Source organism: Salinivibrio sp. EAGSL (assembly GCF_013366455.1).
GTDB classification, from domain to species: domain Bacteria; phylum Pseudomonadota; class Gammaproteobacteria; order Enterobacterales; family Vibrionaceae; genus Salinivibrio; species Salinivibrio costicola.
The window spans coordinates 153,819-172,083 of sequence record NZ_JABWMG010000005.1 but is presented as its reverse complement, the minus strand read 5'-3'; the positions used below and the strand labels follow the sequence as shown (position 1 = coordinate 172,083).

At 46.6% G+C, this 18,265-nt stretch carries 12 protein-coding genes; all 12 read right to left on the bottom strand.

All coding sequences use genetic code 11. The annotated features are described in order from the left end of the window. Positions 1-234: 234 nt before the first annotated feature. Positions 235-1,506 (bottom strand): type VI secretion system ImpA family N-terminal domain-containing protein, encoded by a 1,272-nt coding sequence (locus HLG76_RS04835; RefSeq protein ID WP_175993185.1) that lies wholly within the window; start codon positions 1,504-1,506, stop codon positions 235-237. Between the two features lie 48 nt (positions 1,507-1,554). Next, complete coding sequence (gene tssM, locus HLG76_RS04830; RefSeq protein WP_175993190.1) at positions 1,555-5,055, bottom strand: type VI secretion system membrane subunit TssM; 3,501 nt, start codon at positions 5,053-5,055, stop codon at positions 1,555-1,557. Positions 5,056-5,116: 61 nt separating this feature from the next. Next, positions 5,117-6,529, bottom strand: coding sequence for a type VI secretion system protein TssA (gene tssA, locus HLG76_RS04825; protein ID WP_175993184.1), 1,413 nt, complete (start codon positions 6,527-6,529; stop codon positions 5,117-5,119). Positions 6,530-6,531: 2 nt separating this feature from the next. After that, the gene (gene vasI, locus HLG76_RS04820; RefSeq protein WP_241827400.1) at positions 6,532-7,206 is read right to left on the bottom strand and encodes a type VI secretion system-associated protein VasI; all 675 of its coding nucleotides are present in this window, start codon (positions 7,204-7,206) and stop codon (positions 6,532-6,534) included. Further along, the gene (locus HLG76_RS04815) at positions 7,203-8,783 is read right to left on the bottom strand and encodes a sigma-54-dependent Fis family transcriptional regulator (RefSeq protein ID WP_077461335.1); all 1,581 of its coding nucleotides are present in this window, start codon (positions 8,781-8,783) and stop codon (positions 7,203-7,205) included. The genes vasI and HLG76_RS04815 overlap by 4 nt, the downstream gene beginning before the upstream one ends. A gap of 2 nt (positions 8,784-8,785) precedes the next feature. Then, a complete protein-coding gene (gene tssH / locus HLG76_RS04810) occupies positions 8,786-11,425 on the bottom strand; it encodes a type VI secretion system ATPase TssH (protein ID WP_077577315.1) in 2,640 nt (879 codons plus the stop codon). A gap of 38 nt (positions 11,426-11,463) precedes the next feature. Further along, the gene (gene icmH / locus HLG76_RS04805) at positions 11,464-12,231 is read right to left on the bottom strand and encodes a type IVB secretion system protein IcmH/DotU (protein ID WP_175993183.1); all 768 of its coding nucleotides are present in this window, start codon (positions 12,229-12,231) and stop codon (positions 11,464-11,466) included. A gap of 2 nt (positions 12,232-12,233) precedes the next feature. Continuing rightward, the gene (tssK, locus tag HLG76_RS04800; RefSeq protein WP_077577317.1) at positions 12,234-13,568 is read right to left on the bottom strand and encodes a type VI secretion system baseplate subunit TssK; all 1,335 of its coding nucleotides are present in this window, start codon (positions 13,566-13,568) and stop codon (positions 12,234-12,236) included. Positions 13,569-13,573: 5 nt separating this feature from the next. Further along, positions 13,574-14,050 carry a type VI secretion system lipoprotein TssJ gene (tssJ, locus tag HLG76_RS04795; RefSeq protein ID WP_077461339.1) on the bottom strand — a complete coding sequence of 159 codons (477 nt, stop codon included), beginning with the start codon at positions 14,048-14,050 and terminating at the stop codon, positions 13,574-13,576. 2 nt (positions 14,051-14,052) lie between these two features. Beyond that, the gene (gene tagH, locus HLG76_RS04790; protein ID WP_175993182.1) at positions 14,053-15,525 is read right to left on the bottom strand and encodes a type VI secretion system-associated FHA domain protein TagH; all 1,473 of its coding nucleotides are present in this window, start codon (positions 15,523-15,525) and stop codon (positions 14,053-14,055) included. Positions 15,526-15,527: 2 nt separating this feature from the next. After that, positions 15,528-16,481: a type VI secretion system baseplate subunit TssG gene (gene tssG, locus HLG76_RS04785; protein ID WP_236719535.1), complete on the bottom strand. Its 954-nt coding sequence runs from the start codon at positions 16,479-16,481 to the stop codon at positions 15,528-15,530. A gap of 11 nt (positions 16,482-16,492) precedes the next feature. Next, complete coding sequence (gene tssF / locus HLG76_RS04780) at positions 16,493-18,262, bottom strand: type VI secretion system baseplate subunit TssF (RefSeq protein ID WP_077661566.1); 1,770 nt, start codon at positions 18,260-18,262, stop codon at positions 16,493-16,495. Between the last annotated feature and the right edge of the window lie 3 nt (positions 18,263-18,265).

Sequence of the window (18,265 nt, the reverse complement as noted above, 5' to 3'; positions counted from 1 at the left end):
CCTGGGTTTCGCCTTCAATCGAGATATAACATGGCGTTGGCATAATCGCTCCTTTGTATGTAATGAGAGAGCATCACCACGACGGTGATGTTGCTTGTTCGCCACCCTACAATGCTAGATTCATGCCAATTTTTTATTTCTTTATTTTCAAAGCCTTAGCGATTACGTGACCAATTTTTTGCACGTATCGAGCAACTTTTTGCTTGGCTTGGCAAAAAGTTGCTCAGGATGAGGCTACTGGGTGGTTTGATGAACATTAATTTTTTCTTGAAGCTGGACGACTTTCCAACTTAGGTAATTTAAGCGTTCGGTAAGTACGGCTAGCTCGGCGTTGGCTTTATCCATATCACCCTGTTTCACGAGTGTTGCGACATAATCGGCTCGTCCATAAATAGGCGATAAGCTGATGGCGAAGTCTTCCAAAGAGCGAGTTTGCTTTTGCAACGCCCACCAGCGGTTTTGCTCTGCAAGTAGGGCCATATTCGCCATCTTGGTCCGCACGGCACGAAACTTATCAATATATTTAGCGGTATTTTCCAGTGCCTCTTTGCGCTCCATGTCATAACGCGTCAATAATTCTCGAGTTTGTTTATTGTCGGCATAGAGTGTGGCCAATGCATTAAGATGCGCCTTGGCCAGTACTTTGCTCGATTCAATCGACTGCTCCAATTCTTGAGTCGTCGATTGCGCGTATAACGGGACGAATTGTGATTCCCAACGCACTAAGGTGCTTGGCTGATGCGTTTTTGCAAAAGCCGCCGTGGCGTCAGCATGATTTAAGCTCGGCGCCGGCGCATCGACTTGAAAGGGGGTTTGAAAGTAAGGGATATATGGGTAACCCAGCCATATGACCGCGGTTAAACAGGCCCCTACGACACCGGCCAATAGAGTGCGAATACGGCTTACCCTTATACTAATGGTTGGGTTAACGTTTTCATCGCGTTGTTGCTGTTTTAGTGCACTATGAAATCGCGTTTCTATTCGGTCGATATGTTCAAACAACACATACGCGATCCCCTCATAGTCAACCACATACTTGGGTTGCTGCTGTTCGAGCACATGATATAGGGTGTCGCAGAGCTTTTCACAACGGTACAACTCGCGTAATGCTTGTTGGTCTGGCTTGATTTGATTCAGTTCGCCTTGCACACGCGCATTGACCCACTCCAGCGCCTCTTTTCGCGCCCGGGCACGCTTTTCAGAGACCGCGTCTTCGTTATTCAAACAAGCAAGGATCAATTCCAACCCGTTTGCCAATCCTGCTAGACCGCCAATTTTTAACGCCGCGACGGTGTAGTAGCCACTGAGCAGTAAATCAATACCCTGCTCACTGGCGAGTGCTTGACAGTTATCTTTTACAAATTGCCAATCGGTCCCCCCGGATAATGGCGAGTGTCGTTTATTGATTTGGTCTCTAATTGCTTGATAACGCTCGTCATCACGCAAGGGTTGAACATCTTGGATAATACGAAAAGGCTGATTATCAATCGAGAGTATAAAAGACATTTAGCATTCCTGATAAAGCAGGGGCGAGTGCACTCGCCCCATGATCAGTTAGTAGAGGTTGCGTGAGAGCTTGAACGATTTGAACAAGCGCTGCGTGAATGGATTAGTGGCAGCCTGAGCATTAACACGGTAGATCATTCCACCGCCATCAACATTGAATTGATAGTCAACCGAGGTAGTACTAGCCGAGACCACTGCTCCTTGATCAAGGAGACGGAACAACGCCCATGGACCACGAATCACTACACTACGCGGTGACAGGTTGGTTTTCGTGGGCACCAATGTCAGTTTTGAGGTAGCCGAGTCACGAAGCGTGTTTGGCCAAATGAGCTCAATACTGTCTCTAGGCCCATGGCTGTAGGTCACATACTGGCCATCAACATTCAAAACACTGCGTCGTTTATTGCTGCTTAAACGCAAGGGCTCAACAGAGAAGCTCACATCCAAGATACCTTTACGATTAAAGAAAGCTTCTCGGATTTTTTGTGCTTTTTGGATCTGGGCTAGCAGGTCTTGGCGAATTAACGACCCATTTGTCCCTTTATCTCCAACTGATATGTTTTCATCTATAAATATTTTCAGCTGACTATTGTAGAAATTATCCAAAGTTCCTTGTGGCGCAAAGAAGCTTTCAAAGTCGCTAAGTGATGCATCTTTACTGGCATTAGGATTAAACGGATATCGGTTCGCCAACTTTTGTTGATAAGGGCGATAGACATCTTGATACCAACGGACTTCAAGGTGTTTGATGGCCGCTTGTTTAACGACATGCCAGCTTTCATCGGCGAGTTTATCAACCATACCATCAAGCGGCTCAGGTAAACCGGTAGCAATCCGTTTAAGTGTATAAATGGGGTCGGTATTCACCAACTTAACACGTGCTTTGGTCGCATCCAGTGCCGCTGTACCTATGTCAGGCGCATCTTGGATAGATTTAAGGTAGCTTTTTAGCTCCTGTACCGACGCCAACACTTCACTCAGGTAGGCCGGTTTGTCATTCACCGCTTTAACAAGACTGTTCAAATCTGAAAATGGTGCCTGTATTTGTGACGCCACCTCATATTTTGGATTTTCTGAGATCGCTTCTTGAGCGTCTTCATCCAAACCGAGGCCTGATGCAAGCTGGGTATTGGTTTCGAGGGTGCGTAATAAACGCTGCAAGGGTCCTACGTGCCCAGTAAAATTATCCAGAACCGTTACGGCATCGTTAATATCACTGAAAAACTTCACATCAATTTCGTTCAGCGCTGTACGCCACGTATTTGTATAATCAGCAACATACAAATCACGTATTTTGTTTCTAAGTGCCTTTTTATCCGCGTCACTAAACTGCGCCGTTTCTGCTTCACCTAATACCCAGCTATCAATCAACGCCAAGTCAGAAACTGACTGGAGCTTCGGCACAAAGTAATCTTCAAAGCCAGTTTTGGTCAGCATTTGCGGAATATGTAAGTTTTCGCTATCGACTTCTCGCTCATCAAAAACAACATCAAAGACAGGACCTACCGCGTTCCGCAGGTTCATTCCCGAGCCCAGAACGGTCTCTGCGTCTAGCTTCAAGTTCCGATATACACGTTGGTCGGTCGGCATTGTCCGCAAATCGGCTTGAGCACGTGCAATGGTCATATCATAGGGCCGCATCACACGCTCTGCCACGTCGTCACCTTGACGACGTGCAGCCGTCAAATCCGTATGCCGCATGGCATAATCCAAATGGCCGAGTAAACGTTCTTGAATGACCTTTTGCCCGGCAAATTCTTGTTGCCATCGTTGACTAAAATAATCCATCACATAGTCATGATAGCGGCCGCTTTTATCCACCATCATCCGATAAACACGCAATGCAACTAGCTGTTCCTGATCCGTCTCCGCTTGATTAATATCCACCACGGTATCTGCCATTAAGAGTGGCAAGAATCGACTTTTTAATAGGTTGAGGTACGTTTGTTCGACTTTAGGTCCAATCACATGACCCTGATATAGACCAAAGTCAGAGACATATTTAGGCTTTTCGCGGAAAAAGCCAAATTCCAGCGTCGCTTGACGGATCTGGTTGAGCGGTTTAAGCACCTCACGTTGCGATGCACCGGCAGCACTGTTTGAGAATTGGGTTTTATATTGATCAACTTTTGTCAATACCGCATCTGCATGTGCGACGTTGGCCAGATAATAGCGATGCCACGTCCCCACTAATAAGACAGTGGCGATAGAGCATGCCAGAACAGACATTCCCATCAGGCGCCGTTTATGTTTTGCCACGCGGAAGTTATCCGACGCGAGCCCCGCCTCGGGATAGATAATATTGCTAAATAGTTTTTGCGTGAAAAAAATTGTTGAATTCTTGGCCTTTTGAGCATGATTGACCGCATGTGACAATCCATAACGACGAGAGGCTGCATCATCGAATGCGTTCGTTGGTACCCCTTGCTGATAGACAGAGGTAAAATACGCGCCTCTAACCAGCGCCGAAGTAGAGAATTGGTCACTCGCCAGTGCTTCATTGAAAAAAGTAGCAAGAATATCTTTCAGCCCAGTGATCTGACGCGAGAAGCTATAAATCGCTTTACGATCCTCAAAATCAATCGGAGCGGCCAGTGCATGCGGAACTATCGCATTAATGCGATCAATAAATGCAGAATAGTCTTCATCAAACTCTTTAAGCCATGAGTCCAAATCATCCACAGAGTTTAAAGAAAAAGTGAAACCAAGCACCTCATCGCGTTGCTGCTTAGAATAATGTTTAAAAAACGGTTCGAAGCCATACAACAAGTCGAGTTTTGTTAGTGCAATATAAACAGGAAGCCGTGTCGATAGCGTCTCCATCAACTCCCGCAACCTGGCTCGTAATAGGTTGGCATACGCCTTGCGTTCTGATGCCGTGGCCGTGGCAAGGTGTGACGCATCAAGGGTTAATACAATCCCATTCAGCGGACGGCGGCTACGGGTCTGCTCCAGCCACTGAACAAAATGCGACCACAAACGACGCTCAAGCTCACCATCATTATTTTCGTCCTTATGTCCTTGTGTCAGCAACTCACCATCTGGGTCGATAACAACCGATTCGTCACCGATCCACCAGTCAAATGAGTATGGATTCTCACTCTTTTTGCCCGATGCGCGCATAACTGAAGAGAAAACAAAGTTCTGCCCCGAACGATTAATTAGGCTAGTTTTCCCCGCATTTTCAAGCCCGAGAACAAGATACCAAGGGAGTGCATAGAGATGATTCCGCTTGTTCAAGTTTTGCTTCATATTTGCAACAACCTGATTCAGCTCTTTCTCTTGGCGCTCTTCGTATATCTGAATGGGGTCTTCACGCAATCGTTCAGTGTGGGCTTGCTCTGCTTGGAAGCTTTGTAGCTTTCGCCATTGCCATACGCCCCAAATCGCTAAAGCGCCAAGCGTTATAAAACCACTACAAATAGCGCGTGCCATCACGGATGCTAATGGTTTTTTCTCACCCATCGTCAACCAAGGGCCTGCCCACCAAATGGCGACATTAACAAGAATAAAAATCGCTGCTAATAAAATAGGAAAGGCTGCGACCATGCCAGGCTTAAGCTTTTTCGCTATTTTAAAAATGTTTTTCCACATGAATTTTCGCCCTTAATCACTCTGACGTTGTACTGCGTTCAAGTTGTTCCACCAAGCTGGGTTCCCAGTCGATGACGCTCATGGTTTTAATTTCTTGATTTAGCGTTTGATACTGCTCTTGAGCCATACTGTTAAGTTGATTCGCTCGCATGAGATCGGCCGATATCATTCGCCAATAGAAATGATCGCGTGGTTCTCGTGCCGCTTGTAGCCCATCGTTTAGCATGGAGAGTGCTACCGCAATACCTCCCTCTTTGGCCAACGACAGCGCTTCTTTTCTCTTTTCTTGCCAGTCACCGTTTACGGTCTTTCCACTTGCTTGTCCCGTACTGCCATGAGCTAGCCAATCTTTAACCGCATCAGACACAAACGGCTCTCCACCCTTGAACTTCAGCTCTGCCAGCCCAGGAAGCCGCTCTAGAAACTGACTGACTTCTGACTGAATCGCGTCACACCAACTTTGGTGACCCAATTTTTTAGCAATGGAGTAACTCATTAAGTGCCCTTCAAACCAGTAAGGTGCCATAGTGAGGCTTTGCTCAACTTGCCGCCATAATGCCAAATCGGGGTGCCGCATTTTATCTTGATAGTCTTTCACTCGATCTTGTTGCATCCCTCGCAATTGCGTCTCGCCGCCAGTTTTATGATCGGGTAAGGCGGTAATGCTGTACCAAACCGCGTAGCGACGAAGGCGGATCGCGAGTGCCATACCGTCATCTTGTTCCGCCAAAAAAGAGGCGACTTTTAGTAACGTTTGCTTGGTTGCTTTGTCGCTGGAGTGATCAACATCTAAGCCAGAGGATGTCGCTGTTGTCGTTGCGGTTCGCGCCGAGGCTTGCGGTGTTTCTTTCGCGGTTTGGTTAGCACGCTGACGCTCTTCCGCCTTTCGCAGTTCGGCTCGCACATTCACGACGACACTACTGACGACGTCATTGGTCAGGCCTTTCTCTTCAACTGCCTTTTCCCATTCGGCGATCGCCTCCGTCAATGACTCACGATCTTGCGCATCAAACTGGCCAAAGTCCGTTTTATCTATCGCCATCGAAAATCGCTGTGCCATTTGACTAAAGAACTTTCGACGAGGCAGATTTCCACGCTTACCCGGTGCTGGGAAGCTGTCTTCCCAATACTGAGACATAAATGATGCCATCAACTCAAACGAGAGGATAAAGCGAGCCGGAGACGCTTGGTGATGTAGACACTGCAGCAGGTAAGTCAGCAATTTAATGTCTTTGCTCTTTTCTGCTAACAACTTAACAACGCTGTGCTCCACCTCGTCCCACTGAACATCAGCATGGGAGAGAGAGCCAACTTTCATCATCTGATCTTCAACGAAATCAAACAAAGGATCATCGACTAAACGCTCACCGACTGCGCTATTTCCCGGGATTGGCTGTGAAATGCTGCGTTTATATTCTTTCAGTTCCATATTTACCAACCACAACGAGAACGAAGAGCGCCCAGTGCATTACTTAATGGCTGGGTATCAAATGTCAGCCCATCAACGTACTGAGAATTAGAGCGAATGGTTAAGCGTTCATCCTGCGCTAATGTCTTCATTAGACGGATTGCAGGTAGACCACGAGAGGACGAGAGCACAACACCTGAGTCATCATTTCGCCAATACTGGGTCTGAGTATTTGGGAACGTTAGTTTGACCCGACCATCATCAATCGGCTCCGGTAGCATCAACTCCACTCGGCTTAAGTTATCGATACAGCTAAGCATCAATAACGGCTGTTCGCTGCCTCGAAAAGCGGTGTTAATGTTACTCGCCTGTAACGTAATCCATGCGCTACTTCCTCGTCCCTCACCCTTTTGATTCAATGACCATGTTTTTGGCGCACTGTCTTGTGCCGCTTGTGTTGCTCTACGCCACTGTAACGGCATTTCTAAGTGATTATCTGCAGGTTCAGACGATGAAACTTGGGTATTAAATACGCGATCAAAGCAGGCGAGGCGATCTAATCGTGACGTCACCGCGCGGCATTGTTTGGCTTGCTCAACTTGCTTTTGAGCGGAAGCAGGTGCGCCAGTCACCGTGGACGGTGCCAAGATTGACACCAGCATGACCCCGGCTAGTGCACAATAGTTTGGGTTATTCATGGGGCTTTTATCTCTAGTTTTCGGCACTTATAGGTTAGGGTTCGACGAGGAATGCCCAAACTATCGGCAGCTTTGCTTTTATCGCCATCAAATTGAGACAAGCGATCAGTGATGATCCGTTGCTCAAAGTCGTGCAACGCTTGTTTTAGATCGGCGATGGAAGCTGCATCAATATTTAACACGCTATCAGCCGTCGACGCGCCATTGGTATAGCCTATAGGCATCGACTGAACGTTTGAGGAGCCTGATACAGGTTGCCCGTTACTGATACGCCCACTAAAGGTCGCAATGCTGATAGATTCACGATCAGGCGTTTGAGCACATGCGTATTCAATAAGGTGTTTTAATTCTCGTACATTACCTGGAAAGCTATAACTCAAGAGCATATCGAGCGCGTCAGGCTGCAGCTCTCCTACACGAGTGCCATGTTGATGATTAAATCTATCAAGAAAGTGATAACTCAGCTGACGCACATCTTCTTTGCGCTGAGCAAGCGATGGCACATGAATCGGATATTGGAGCAAACGATAGTATAGATCTTGACGGAAAGAGCCTGTTTTTACATTGTCCAGCAGGTGCACATGTGTCGCGGACACCAACCGAAAGTCAGATTGACGCTCTCGACTTCCTCCGACGGGGCGAAACGTCCCTAATTCAAGCACACGCAGTAATTTAGCTTGCAAACTCATCGGCATATCACCAATTTCATCAAGAAACAGTGTTCCGCCATTTGCTTGAGCAATCAGGCCCTCTTTATCTATGTTCGCACCTGAGAATGCACCCTTTTCATAACCAAATAGCTCACTTTCTAGCAAATGTTCAGGAATAGCAGCACAGTTGATCGGAATAAATGGCTGGTGTCGACGCGGTGATAAATCATGCACGGCACGCGCGACAAGTTCTTTACCACTTCCTGTCTCGCCTTGGACCAGTACAGATAATTGTGAGGAAGCCGCATTAGCAATTTGCTCACGCAGTCTTCTCATTAAAGTACTGTCTCCAATCAGGGTGGAGGATAGGCTCGCCGCCCTTTCTTGCTGCCGTGTTTGCTTTTCAATGTCAGTCAAAGAGGCTTTTAACGCACGACGATTGCTTTCCTCTCCTTCCATTTCATTGAGCAGTGACCATTGATGTTCAAACACATCCAACACCTGTAAAAACGACGCATCATTCCAAAGGCTAGATAGCGTTTGGTCATCGCCGATAAGACAAAGCAAGAGTTTTACATGTCTATCATGGCGAATTAACGGTCGAATAGAGACGGCTTCAAATAAGCCAAGATCGCCAATAGCCTTTGAAAAGGCTCGATTAGACTGCCAATAAACAATGTCTTCTGCCACTAAATGCTTAGTCGTCGCATTTTGCAACACGTGTGCAAATGGCGTGTCAAAGTCGGTGACAGACCAAGACTCCCCGCTGGAATGGCAGACAAGCTGCCTGCCATCACAACTCGGGACCAGCAGCATTCCTTTGCGCAGCTTGAGCTCGCTGACCAAAATCTGGATAAAGCGAGACTGCAAGTCAGTTGTTCGCCTTTCCCGAGCTAAGTCAGTAACATAAGCTAGCCAGTTATGCATTCTTATTCTACCTCACCCTTAAACTCGCCATTATCTGCCAGTAGACGAACGTGCGTGATCGCCGCTTTGTCGGCCAGCTTGTTTAATAATTCGAGTGAGACGGGTGGCAATAACTGTCCTTCAATAATCGCCTCAAGCATACGAGCGCCATTTTCGCTCCGCGTCGCGCGCTTCAAAATCTCGTCAATTAGGCTGTCGTCAATATCAACGGTTGCGCCATAGCGCTGAGCAAAAGTCGCTTCCAGGTGCGCTAATTTGCCGCGTACGATCTCCGCCAACACGTCACGTTCTAGTGGGACATAAGGCACAACCTCCATCCGTGCCAGCAAGGCAGGTTTAAAGAATGCGGCAAGCTCAGGATATAACGCATCATCAATGTTGGCTTTGTCGTGTGCATAGTCAACAATCGTTTGATAGCCCAAGTTAGACGTCAGGAAGAAGACTGTGTTCTGACAGTCAATCATGCGCCCTTCACCGTCCGCTAGCTCCCCTTTGTCGAAAGCTTGATAGAAGATGTTGAGCACTTCTGGATGGGCTTTTTCAACCTCGTCAAGAAGCACCACAGAATATGGCATCTTGCGGATTGCTTCGGTCAGTACACCGCCTTCGCCATATCCAACATAACCTGGGGGCGAACCAATAAGACGTGAGACCGTGTGTTTTTCTTGGTACTCTGACATGTTAATCGTGGTTAAAAATTGTTTACCACCATAGAGTTGCTGGGCTAATTGCACCACGGTTTCTGTTTTACCGACGCCGCTTGGTCCTACAAGTAAAAATGCGCCTTTGGGCCGTCCAGAACGCCGCAAATCCGCACGCGCAGTCAGTAAGTGCCGATGTATGCGTTCGATAGCAATGTCTTGCCCTTTAATCGCATTTCCCAGTAACCTTGTCAGATTGGTGATTTTGTAGAGCTCGTCGCTGTTCATTTGATCGATAGGCACGCCTGTCCAATCAGAAATCACTTCTGCCACCTGCTCAGCATCAACGTGTGGATGCATCAACCGCTGGTCATGCGGAATAGCGTTAAGTGCATCGTATTTGTCAGCCAATGTCTTTGCTAACGCTTCACGGTCTTGCTCTTGTGACGCTTCATCAACTTGACCCTCATCAAGTTCGGCTGATAGTGGCGGATTTAACAGTGTCGCGCGTAGATCAATGATTTCCTCAACCAACAAACGCTGCTCCCCCCAGCGTGCTTGCAGTGCATGCTTTTCAGCTTCGTCCGCTTGCTCTTGTGTCTCAAGCTCATCTAAACGAGCTTGATCAACGGCTTGGCCAATATATTGGGCTCGCTTCAGCATCTCTATTTCTTGCTGGCGTTGATGACAGAGTGTTTCAAGTAACGCGAGACGTTTAGGGGGAGTCGTTAAGTTAATGGCAATCCGTGCACAGGCAGTGTCGAGTACATCGATCGCTTTATCAGGCAGCTGACGCCCAGATAAATAGCGAGCAGACAGTTCCGCCGCCGCTTTTAAGGCATCATCGGCAATCAATACACCATGGGCTTTTTCATACACACTGCCAAGCCCTCGCATAATATCAACGGCTTGGTTTACGGAAGGCTCTTCAAGCTTCACCAACTGAAAACGACGCGTCAAAGCAGGATCTTTTTCGAAATACTTTTTGTATTCTTTCCAGGTGGTTGCGGCGATCGTGCTCAGCTCGCCACGCGCTAAGGCGGGTTTGAGCAAATTGGCGGCATCACTGCCCCCTTCCTGGTTTCCTGAGCCAATGAGAGTATGAGCCTCATCAATAAACAGAATAATGGGGTTCGGCGCGCTCTTAATGCCATCAATGACACCTTTCAAGCGCTTCTCAAACTCACCTTTGACGGAAGCACCCGCTTGAAGCAAACCAAGATCAAGGCAGAATAGCTCAACGTTTTGTAGGCGCTCTGGGACATTACCGGCCGCAATGCGTAAGGCTAACCCTTCCACCATGGCGCTTTTGCCTACTCCCGCATCACCGACAACAATTGGGTTGTTTTTACGACGGCGACAAAGAATATCAACCATTAAGTTGAGCTCTTCTTCGCGACAAAGCACTGGATCCAATTCACTATTTTTGGCTTGTGCGGTGATGTTGGAGCAATACTTATAAAGCGGTGACTCGCTGCCTTCCATTGATGGCGCTTTTGGCCCTTTTTTCTGGTCACTTTCCACGGCAGTTTCAGCAGAGTCCGCGACAATAGCGTCAAAATGCGTTTTCAAGCTCTCGCGATTAATGCCTGCTAATAACTTGGATGCCGAACGCGACAAGTAGCGGTCGGCGCGATTTAATACCGCAAAAAAGACGCTTCCCGAACGCAATTCTGATTGGTTTAGCTCTGTGGTTGATAGCAACCATGCTTCCTGCAGTACTTCAACCAACAGCGGCGAGAACGCTGGGTAGGTATCAAGCGTGTTATCTCGCTCGTAATTACCTGCGAGCGCTTGCTTAAGCGACTCAGTGTCGATATTTGCTTGCTTGGTAATGAGTCGAACGTCAGACAAAGGATTATCTAGCAAGATCTCTAGGAAGTGCTCAACTAAGACTTCAGGATGATGACGCTCAATACATAATGAGGCGGCTTGCTCGAGCGCTAATTTGCTTGGCGCATTCAATTTAGCGATGAGCGTGGACAATTCAATTCGAATCACAGGGACACCTAATTCTAATCAATATAATGTTGTTCGGGTCACAGCAACTGATTCAGTTGACTGAGTACATTTTCAGACTTTTCATGTAAAAAGTATGAATAGCCAGCGAAGATACCCGCCCACAAGACGAGAAATCCGACAAAAATAGACCAAAGCGGTACCTGGCGGCTGAGTGCATACCGAGTGTTAACAACATGGTCACTCCCCTCACTCAGTTGTTTGGGTTGCTTTTCATCATCTAATAGTTGGTCATGTAGCCTTTTAATGACTTTTTCTCGCTGCGCATACCCCCCATCAATCACTCGATATTTCCCTTCAAAGCCCAAGCACAAGCAGTGATAAATAAACACGAGTAATGGTCGATACCTCTCGGGCTCGTTTTCCAAACGACCTAGAACAGTAAATACTTTCTCACCTCCCCATGTTTCATTGTGGAAACGAGATAACATTGAATGCTCAGCCCAGCAGGTGTTAGCTCCCCATGGGGTACCCATGACCGCTTCATCAAGAAACGTACACAATATATAGCGATATGCCATCAGCATTGCGTGTTCATAACCTTGCTCTGATAGCTCTATTTCGATCGCTTTTATTTCCTCGATCGTTTGGAGGTAGATTTGCTCAATATTCTCGCAACTGGATAATGAACGTACTCGCAACGCTAACCCGAATAGAGGGGTTGCCGCATCCACCAACGCATTAGCATTGTGGCCACGTAGTTGAAACCAGTAATCTTGGTCACTGTCTATTTTTTCAACGTTATCATGTAGGAGGTCTTTAAAGACACTTTCGTCAGTGGCTGCCATAATCAATCTCTTATTGCCCAGAATTGAATATCAAGATCATCAAATGCGGCGGCGACATGGAATGCAAAGCCACTAGAGTTCGTGAGCATCGACCACGCCGCACTCTCTTTGTCCAATTGGTAGTAGGTATAGCCGGCATGGTAAGGCAACTGGCGAGGCGCCACAGGTAGCGAAATTAGCGGAATACCAGGCAGTTGAAGTGAAATAAGCTCGCGAATTTTCTCAACCGAAGAGACTTTGGTTTGCTGAGTGAACAATCGCCGTAACTCATCCAATGGCATACGTGCTTTAACTGCAACGATAAACTCTGCCGACTCCATCAATTGCGGGTCTTGAACCGGCGCGACCATCAGGCCGTAGTTGCGCTTATCTAGCTGAATAGAGACGGCTCGAGGCTCCAGCACCACACTGAGGCTCTGGCGCAAATAGCGGATAACAGGCCAAAATGCATCACCCGGCATATCGTGGTTATAAGCTGGCATTGACGGTGCCAGACGGCTTTCATCCGTGAACGTTGCTAGCTCGCCACAAATTGACGACAAGCATTCATACAAACGTTCTGGGTGCAGACTGCCTAAAGAAGCAAGGTGCTTCATCTGCGGATACAGACGGTTCAACGAATGTAAAAGCATAAAATCAGAGACATCAGCCACACCGCCCTGAGAAGGAGAACTAATACGTTGAGCGATATTTTTTGCGCGCTCTTGCATCAAACCAGACATTTCATTGATAAAACGGTGCAAGGTCGCATTACCAGCAACATTGAAATGGCACGGAATAAAATTAGCATCAAGGACAACACTGCCGTCAGGTCGCTTTTCTGAAATCCGTGCAATAGGAATAGAGGCATAGGCACTGCGATCCTCTTTTTCTAGCATTAATTGCAACTGAATCGGTGATACATCAAGCGTGGTTGTGTCACCTTGCACACTCTGTACATCTCGCACATCGATACGACGACTTTCATAGCGCCCTGACCCTTTTTCATCAGGCCAGTTCACTTCCATAATCGATTCACTGCGCAACGGTATAGCAAGGTAAATCAACTGATTAGAAAGCGATCCGTCTTCGATTTCTAACGCTTCAGGCATTACGTCTTCTTGTGGGATACGAAACGCCGTTCCATCTGGCATGACACCGACTGCTCGCTCGATGGCAATACGTCCAAACGCTAGATATTCCGGATTTAGTGACAGCTCAGCAATGCCATATAAATATTTACTGACAGACGTTAACCGCTCTTCCAATAAATACTCACTGTAGCGCTGATGCTGCTGGAAATGCTGAGGCTTAATAAAGAGCCCTTCGCTCCATATCACGCGATTACGTGCAAACATTACCTTTATTCTACCTTTTCTAATTTCACGTCATAATCTTGAAATAGCATCAACAAATGATACTTTCGGCCTTTGTTCAGCACTTTGACAGCTTTTTTCCATTCCCCGAGATTAGGTTCGGCAAAATGTGCCATCACACCGATATAATTTGTGTCTTCATCGATCTCAAACGCATTGACAAATTTGAATTGCCCTGGGGTCAGAACATAGTCGTAGTTATTAATAAAGTTACTACTCAATGCACCTTCATAGTCAGTACGCAATTGATCAAATCCCGCAGACATGAACATCGAATCATCTTCGAGTTCAAAGACTTGTACCTCGATAGGTGCTGGGTCTCCTGCTATATTCGGATTTACACCACTGTCACTGACTAAACTAAACGTCGCAGTCGTGGGTTGTTCTTCAGGCTTGTATTCATCTGAAGAACTACAGGCTGTCAATAGTATGATTGCGCAAAGCACGCCTAACTTTTTAAGCATGATTAGCCCTCCTGTTGTTTTTCGCGAATACGTTTGTCATAGACCTGCTCAAATATTTCCCAAAAGAGTTTAGCGAAGCCTTGTTGACGGTTAGATGTAAGCTCTTTGTAATAATTACAATACATTTCCCACGCCCAAGCCGACTCACCATCTTCATGTGCGTCCGTATTGCGTCGACAATGTTGAAAACGACGTAACAGCACTTCCGGTGAAAACGCGTTTAATATTTGATCTAATGCTTCTGAAATCGCATCCTGCGTTGCTTCATTATGATCTCTTACATTTTTTAAGCTCTCAGCAATGGCTGCAGGCGCAGACAAATGAACTAAGCTTTTATCCGCGTCATACATAGTGCGAACCGTATCTTGGTAAGAAAGACCAAGACGTAACGGGTTGTCTTCAATAGGTTGAAGATTACGGTTCATCGTTCCAAATCGTCCTTCTGCAGCTTGTTCGTGCAGTGCTAGCAAGCCTTTTAAACACGCTTGTAACGATTGACCCATTTCTTGTGACAGGAAATGCATCCGTTGAACATCTTGTTCATTCGTTATACGAACACCAAGCCCTTCTAGCATTGGACCCGTTAATAAGTGTTGCCCGTGTCCACCATGGTTATTTGACGGCGTAGGCGATGATTCATTTTGCAAACTCTTGGCCACTTCTTGCTCGAGAAGTCCTAGCTCTTTTTCGTCCATTGGCTTCATCTCATTTTCTATCGGCTTGGAAGGAGTATGTGATGCCATATTCGCTGGCTGTGCATCCAATACTTGTTGATCTGACTTGTTACTGGTGGCCTGGTTTTTTTTCTGACCGAATCCAAAAATACGCTTCAATCGCACAGAGGCAGACATGACATCTTCGCTGTCGGCCTGAGGCGTAAACGAAGGTTGCTTTTCAACCAAGTTTTTCTTTGAAATCAGATTACCCGTTTCACTGATCTGCTCGGCTGGTTCACCATCCAATAACCAGTTTGATCCTTGGATATGTGTCGATGCCTCTAGCTCGGCCAAGGGATCAATAGGCGCTGATACATCTTCAAGCTCGGGCTCGTCATCGACTGGTTCATGACCATTCGCTAACAAATCTGTGTGGTTAGAATTAAAAAGCGTATCAATATGTCCAGCGTCAACCTCTTCGTTTTTTCCGGTTAACACGCGTATCTCATATGGGCCAATTTGCATTTCATCTTTATGTGCTAAACGTGCTAATTGCCCTTTACCAAGCGGCATATCGGTACCGTTAACAAAGGTCTGTCCACACTCATCACGCACACAAAAAGCACCATCCACCATTAAGATCTCACAATGCAAATCATGTACGCGTCCTAAACGATCTTTTAATCGCCAATGCACGGCGGGCGATGCGCCAATGGTGCCACCAGATTCCACAAAACGAATCTGTGCCGACAAACCAGATTCTAAGGTTTGCGCGTTTGCGACTACGAGTGTTATGCCGTTTTGATGTTGTGAGACCATCGTTATTGCCTTACCTGAATTAATACACGCTTATCTTGCAGCTCTTCGCCAAGGAAAGATGTCCATCCCAGCGCTATGTGTTGCCCCAGCTGAAGAGCAGGTGTTTCTTCATCTGTCATCGACAACTCCAAATCAAATGCCATCTGCTCACGCAGAATAAATTCAACTAACTTACACAAAGGCTGATACTCTTTACCGACCGGTAAAAAATCATTAAAACGCTCTCGTGTCAGATCTTTGATACAAATAACGAACTTTCCATTGCAATCAAAAACCGACTCTCCAATCACAGTGTCTTCACCAAGGCGACCATTCATACAGCCAAGAGACATCTGTTGCTCTTTCGCAATCTTTACCTTGCGCGTTACCCATTGGCGGATCTCTACATGTTCAAGATCAAAACAGTGCGCGATGATGCCAGCAACCACTGTCGGTGATCGGCTTCGCCCCGCTAACGTCCCGGCATAAGCCAACATTTTGCACCAATTTATCGGGGTGTCCCCTCTTAACTGGGGATCACCCAGCCCAACAAGCGCGAATAACTGTGCCGAAAACTGATCTTCCGCACCTGGCTGAAACCTGACGTAATAGCGGTATTTGCGCCATATGCGATAGACCAATGCGATCAATCGGTTATTAAAAAAGTCCAAGAAGGGTCTTTTAATTCCTCCTGGCTCTTCATGTAGCAGTTGCTCTGTAATGAATGCCGGCAGTGGCGATTGTGAGCCCGCAAGTCCTAAAAAGTTCGTTAGCATCACTGTGTGATCATTCACTTGATCCAGCGATGCTATATCTGATGCAGCAAACCCAAGACTCGGATTTGCACTAAACACTAACTGGCACTCGCGTTCCCATTCTTCTTCCTCTGGGTTAAGCCCTTTATGCTTTTGCAAAAGCTCAACTAATTGGAAGAAGCTATACACTCGCGCATCTTTTACGAGATCAGCGGTACTCATTTCTGTTTCTTCTAAATGAGTGGTTGCTTCCCGACTCTCGTCTGCCATGTATAGCTCTCATTATTCGTTGTGTTGATGACGGTGAGCTCATGAAAAGAATTAATGCTCGCATACAACGAGAAAAAGTGGCTGAGTACCGTTCCAAATAAATATAAATCGCCTTCAGAACCAAACCCGTCTTGATTAAGATAAATCGTCGACTGTAAGCCACGGACAGGCATTCCTCTCAATAGCTTATCCATTGGCTTTGATTGAATGTCTTCAATCGCGTTTAGCCGCTTCTTACCTACTCGCTCTGCTTGACGATCGACAAGCGCACGGAAATCATACGCTGTTAATACACAGCTAAGTGCATCTTTGGATAACAATGACAAATAATTGAGCGATAAATTAGAAATCAACATCCATAATAAACTGCCATCTAGCACAGGACGGAGTGCCTGAGTTGGAATGGTGATATTCTCGAATTCTGCAAATGGTGGTGAGCTATCCGTTGGACACGATATATCACCGACGCCTAACTCCAAAGGTAACTGTCTATTCGTACAAGTCAGCTTAATCGAAACAGCTTCATCGACGTCCACGGATGTCGATTCGTCCCCTCGAATGAAAGAGATAAAAGAATCGAATCCATCACCACGAATACTGTCTTTGACACGCGCTCGGTAATAGAGTGTCTCGCGGTTACGCACGCGCTCAACTTCATGCTGGAAGCTTTCAAATGGCGTATAAGTCCGCTTTTGACCGCGAATAGGCTGGCCATCAATAATCTTGTCTTGTCGCCCAGTGACACTATCAATACTAAACACTTCATAGTGAGCCGGTTTATTACTCGACGGGATCACCTTGTACTCAGTGTTTTTCCCCGTTAAATCAATAGGGTCTGCATCATGATTGAATAAGTTAATAATGGGTGTGCAGTAAAGCTGAAAACTTTCAGGTCTGACTCTGACATCCGATGGCAAGGTTTTAGAGAGATGCAGCTGCACCGTAAACTGTCCATATACATTACTCGGTATGGCTTTATCTAACCCCCCGATGTCAACAAAGTGAAACGCCTCTGGAAATGACAAATACTCCTGCAGCACACGATAACCATCATAAACATTTTGCGGATATGGCAATAAAGCATCGCCGGCGTTAAATCCGACAGATGAAAACGCATCACGTGGTAACGAAAATGCTGTTCCATCAACATGCACAGTTACCTTCTCTAGATGATGACTCAACCACAGATAGAGCATTTGCGCGCTATATTTGTCTCCCCCAATATAAAAGCGCAGTTTATTAATGTTGGCATCTCGTACCGACATATCACCACTGAGCGTCATCTGTAGCTGTATTGTCGTCGCCTCGCGCGTATGTTCAGCATGAACGCTGGAGCAAGAAAGCGGGTAAAGATCAACGTCACGGCAAGTTTGAAAGCGACACTGAGTTTCCATGGCGGACTTACTATCAAGCTCAGTCCCTTTCACCACAGTTTGCTTTTCACTGAGACTTTCTTCTGGTTTGAATTGCGCAATACACATGCTGGGGACTGGCCGTAAATAATTGGGCCAAAGCATATTAATGATTGAGTGAGTTAACTCTGGAAAGTCATCATCCACTTTTTCGCGCAACTTGCCCGTTAAGAACGCAAACCCCTCTAGTAACCGCTCTACATCAGGATCGGTGTGTCGACCGTGTAAGAAGCGAGCCAGTTGGGGATGCAGTTCAGTAAAAGCTTTACCTTGCTCTTTCAAGAACGCGAGTTCTTCTCGAAAATACTTGTCTTTCGTCATGCG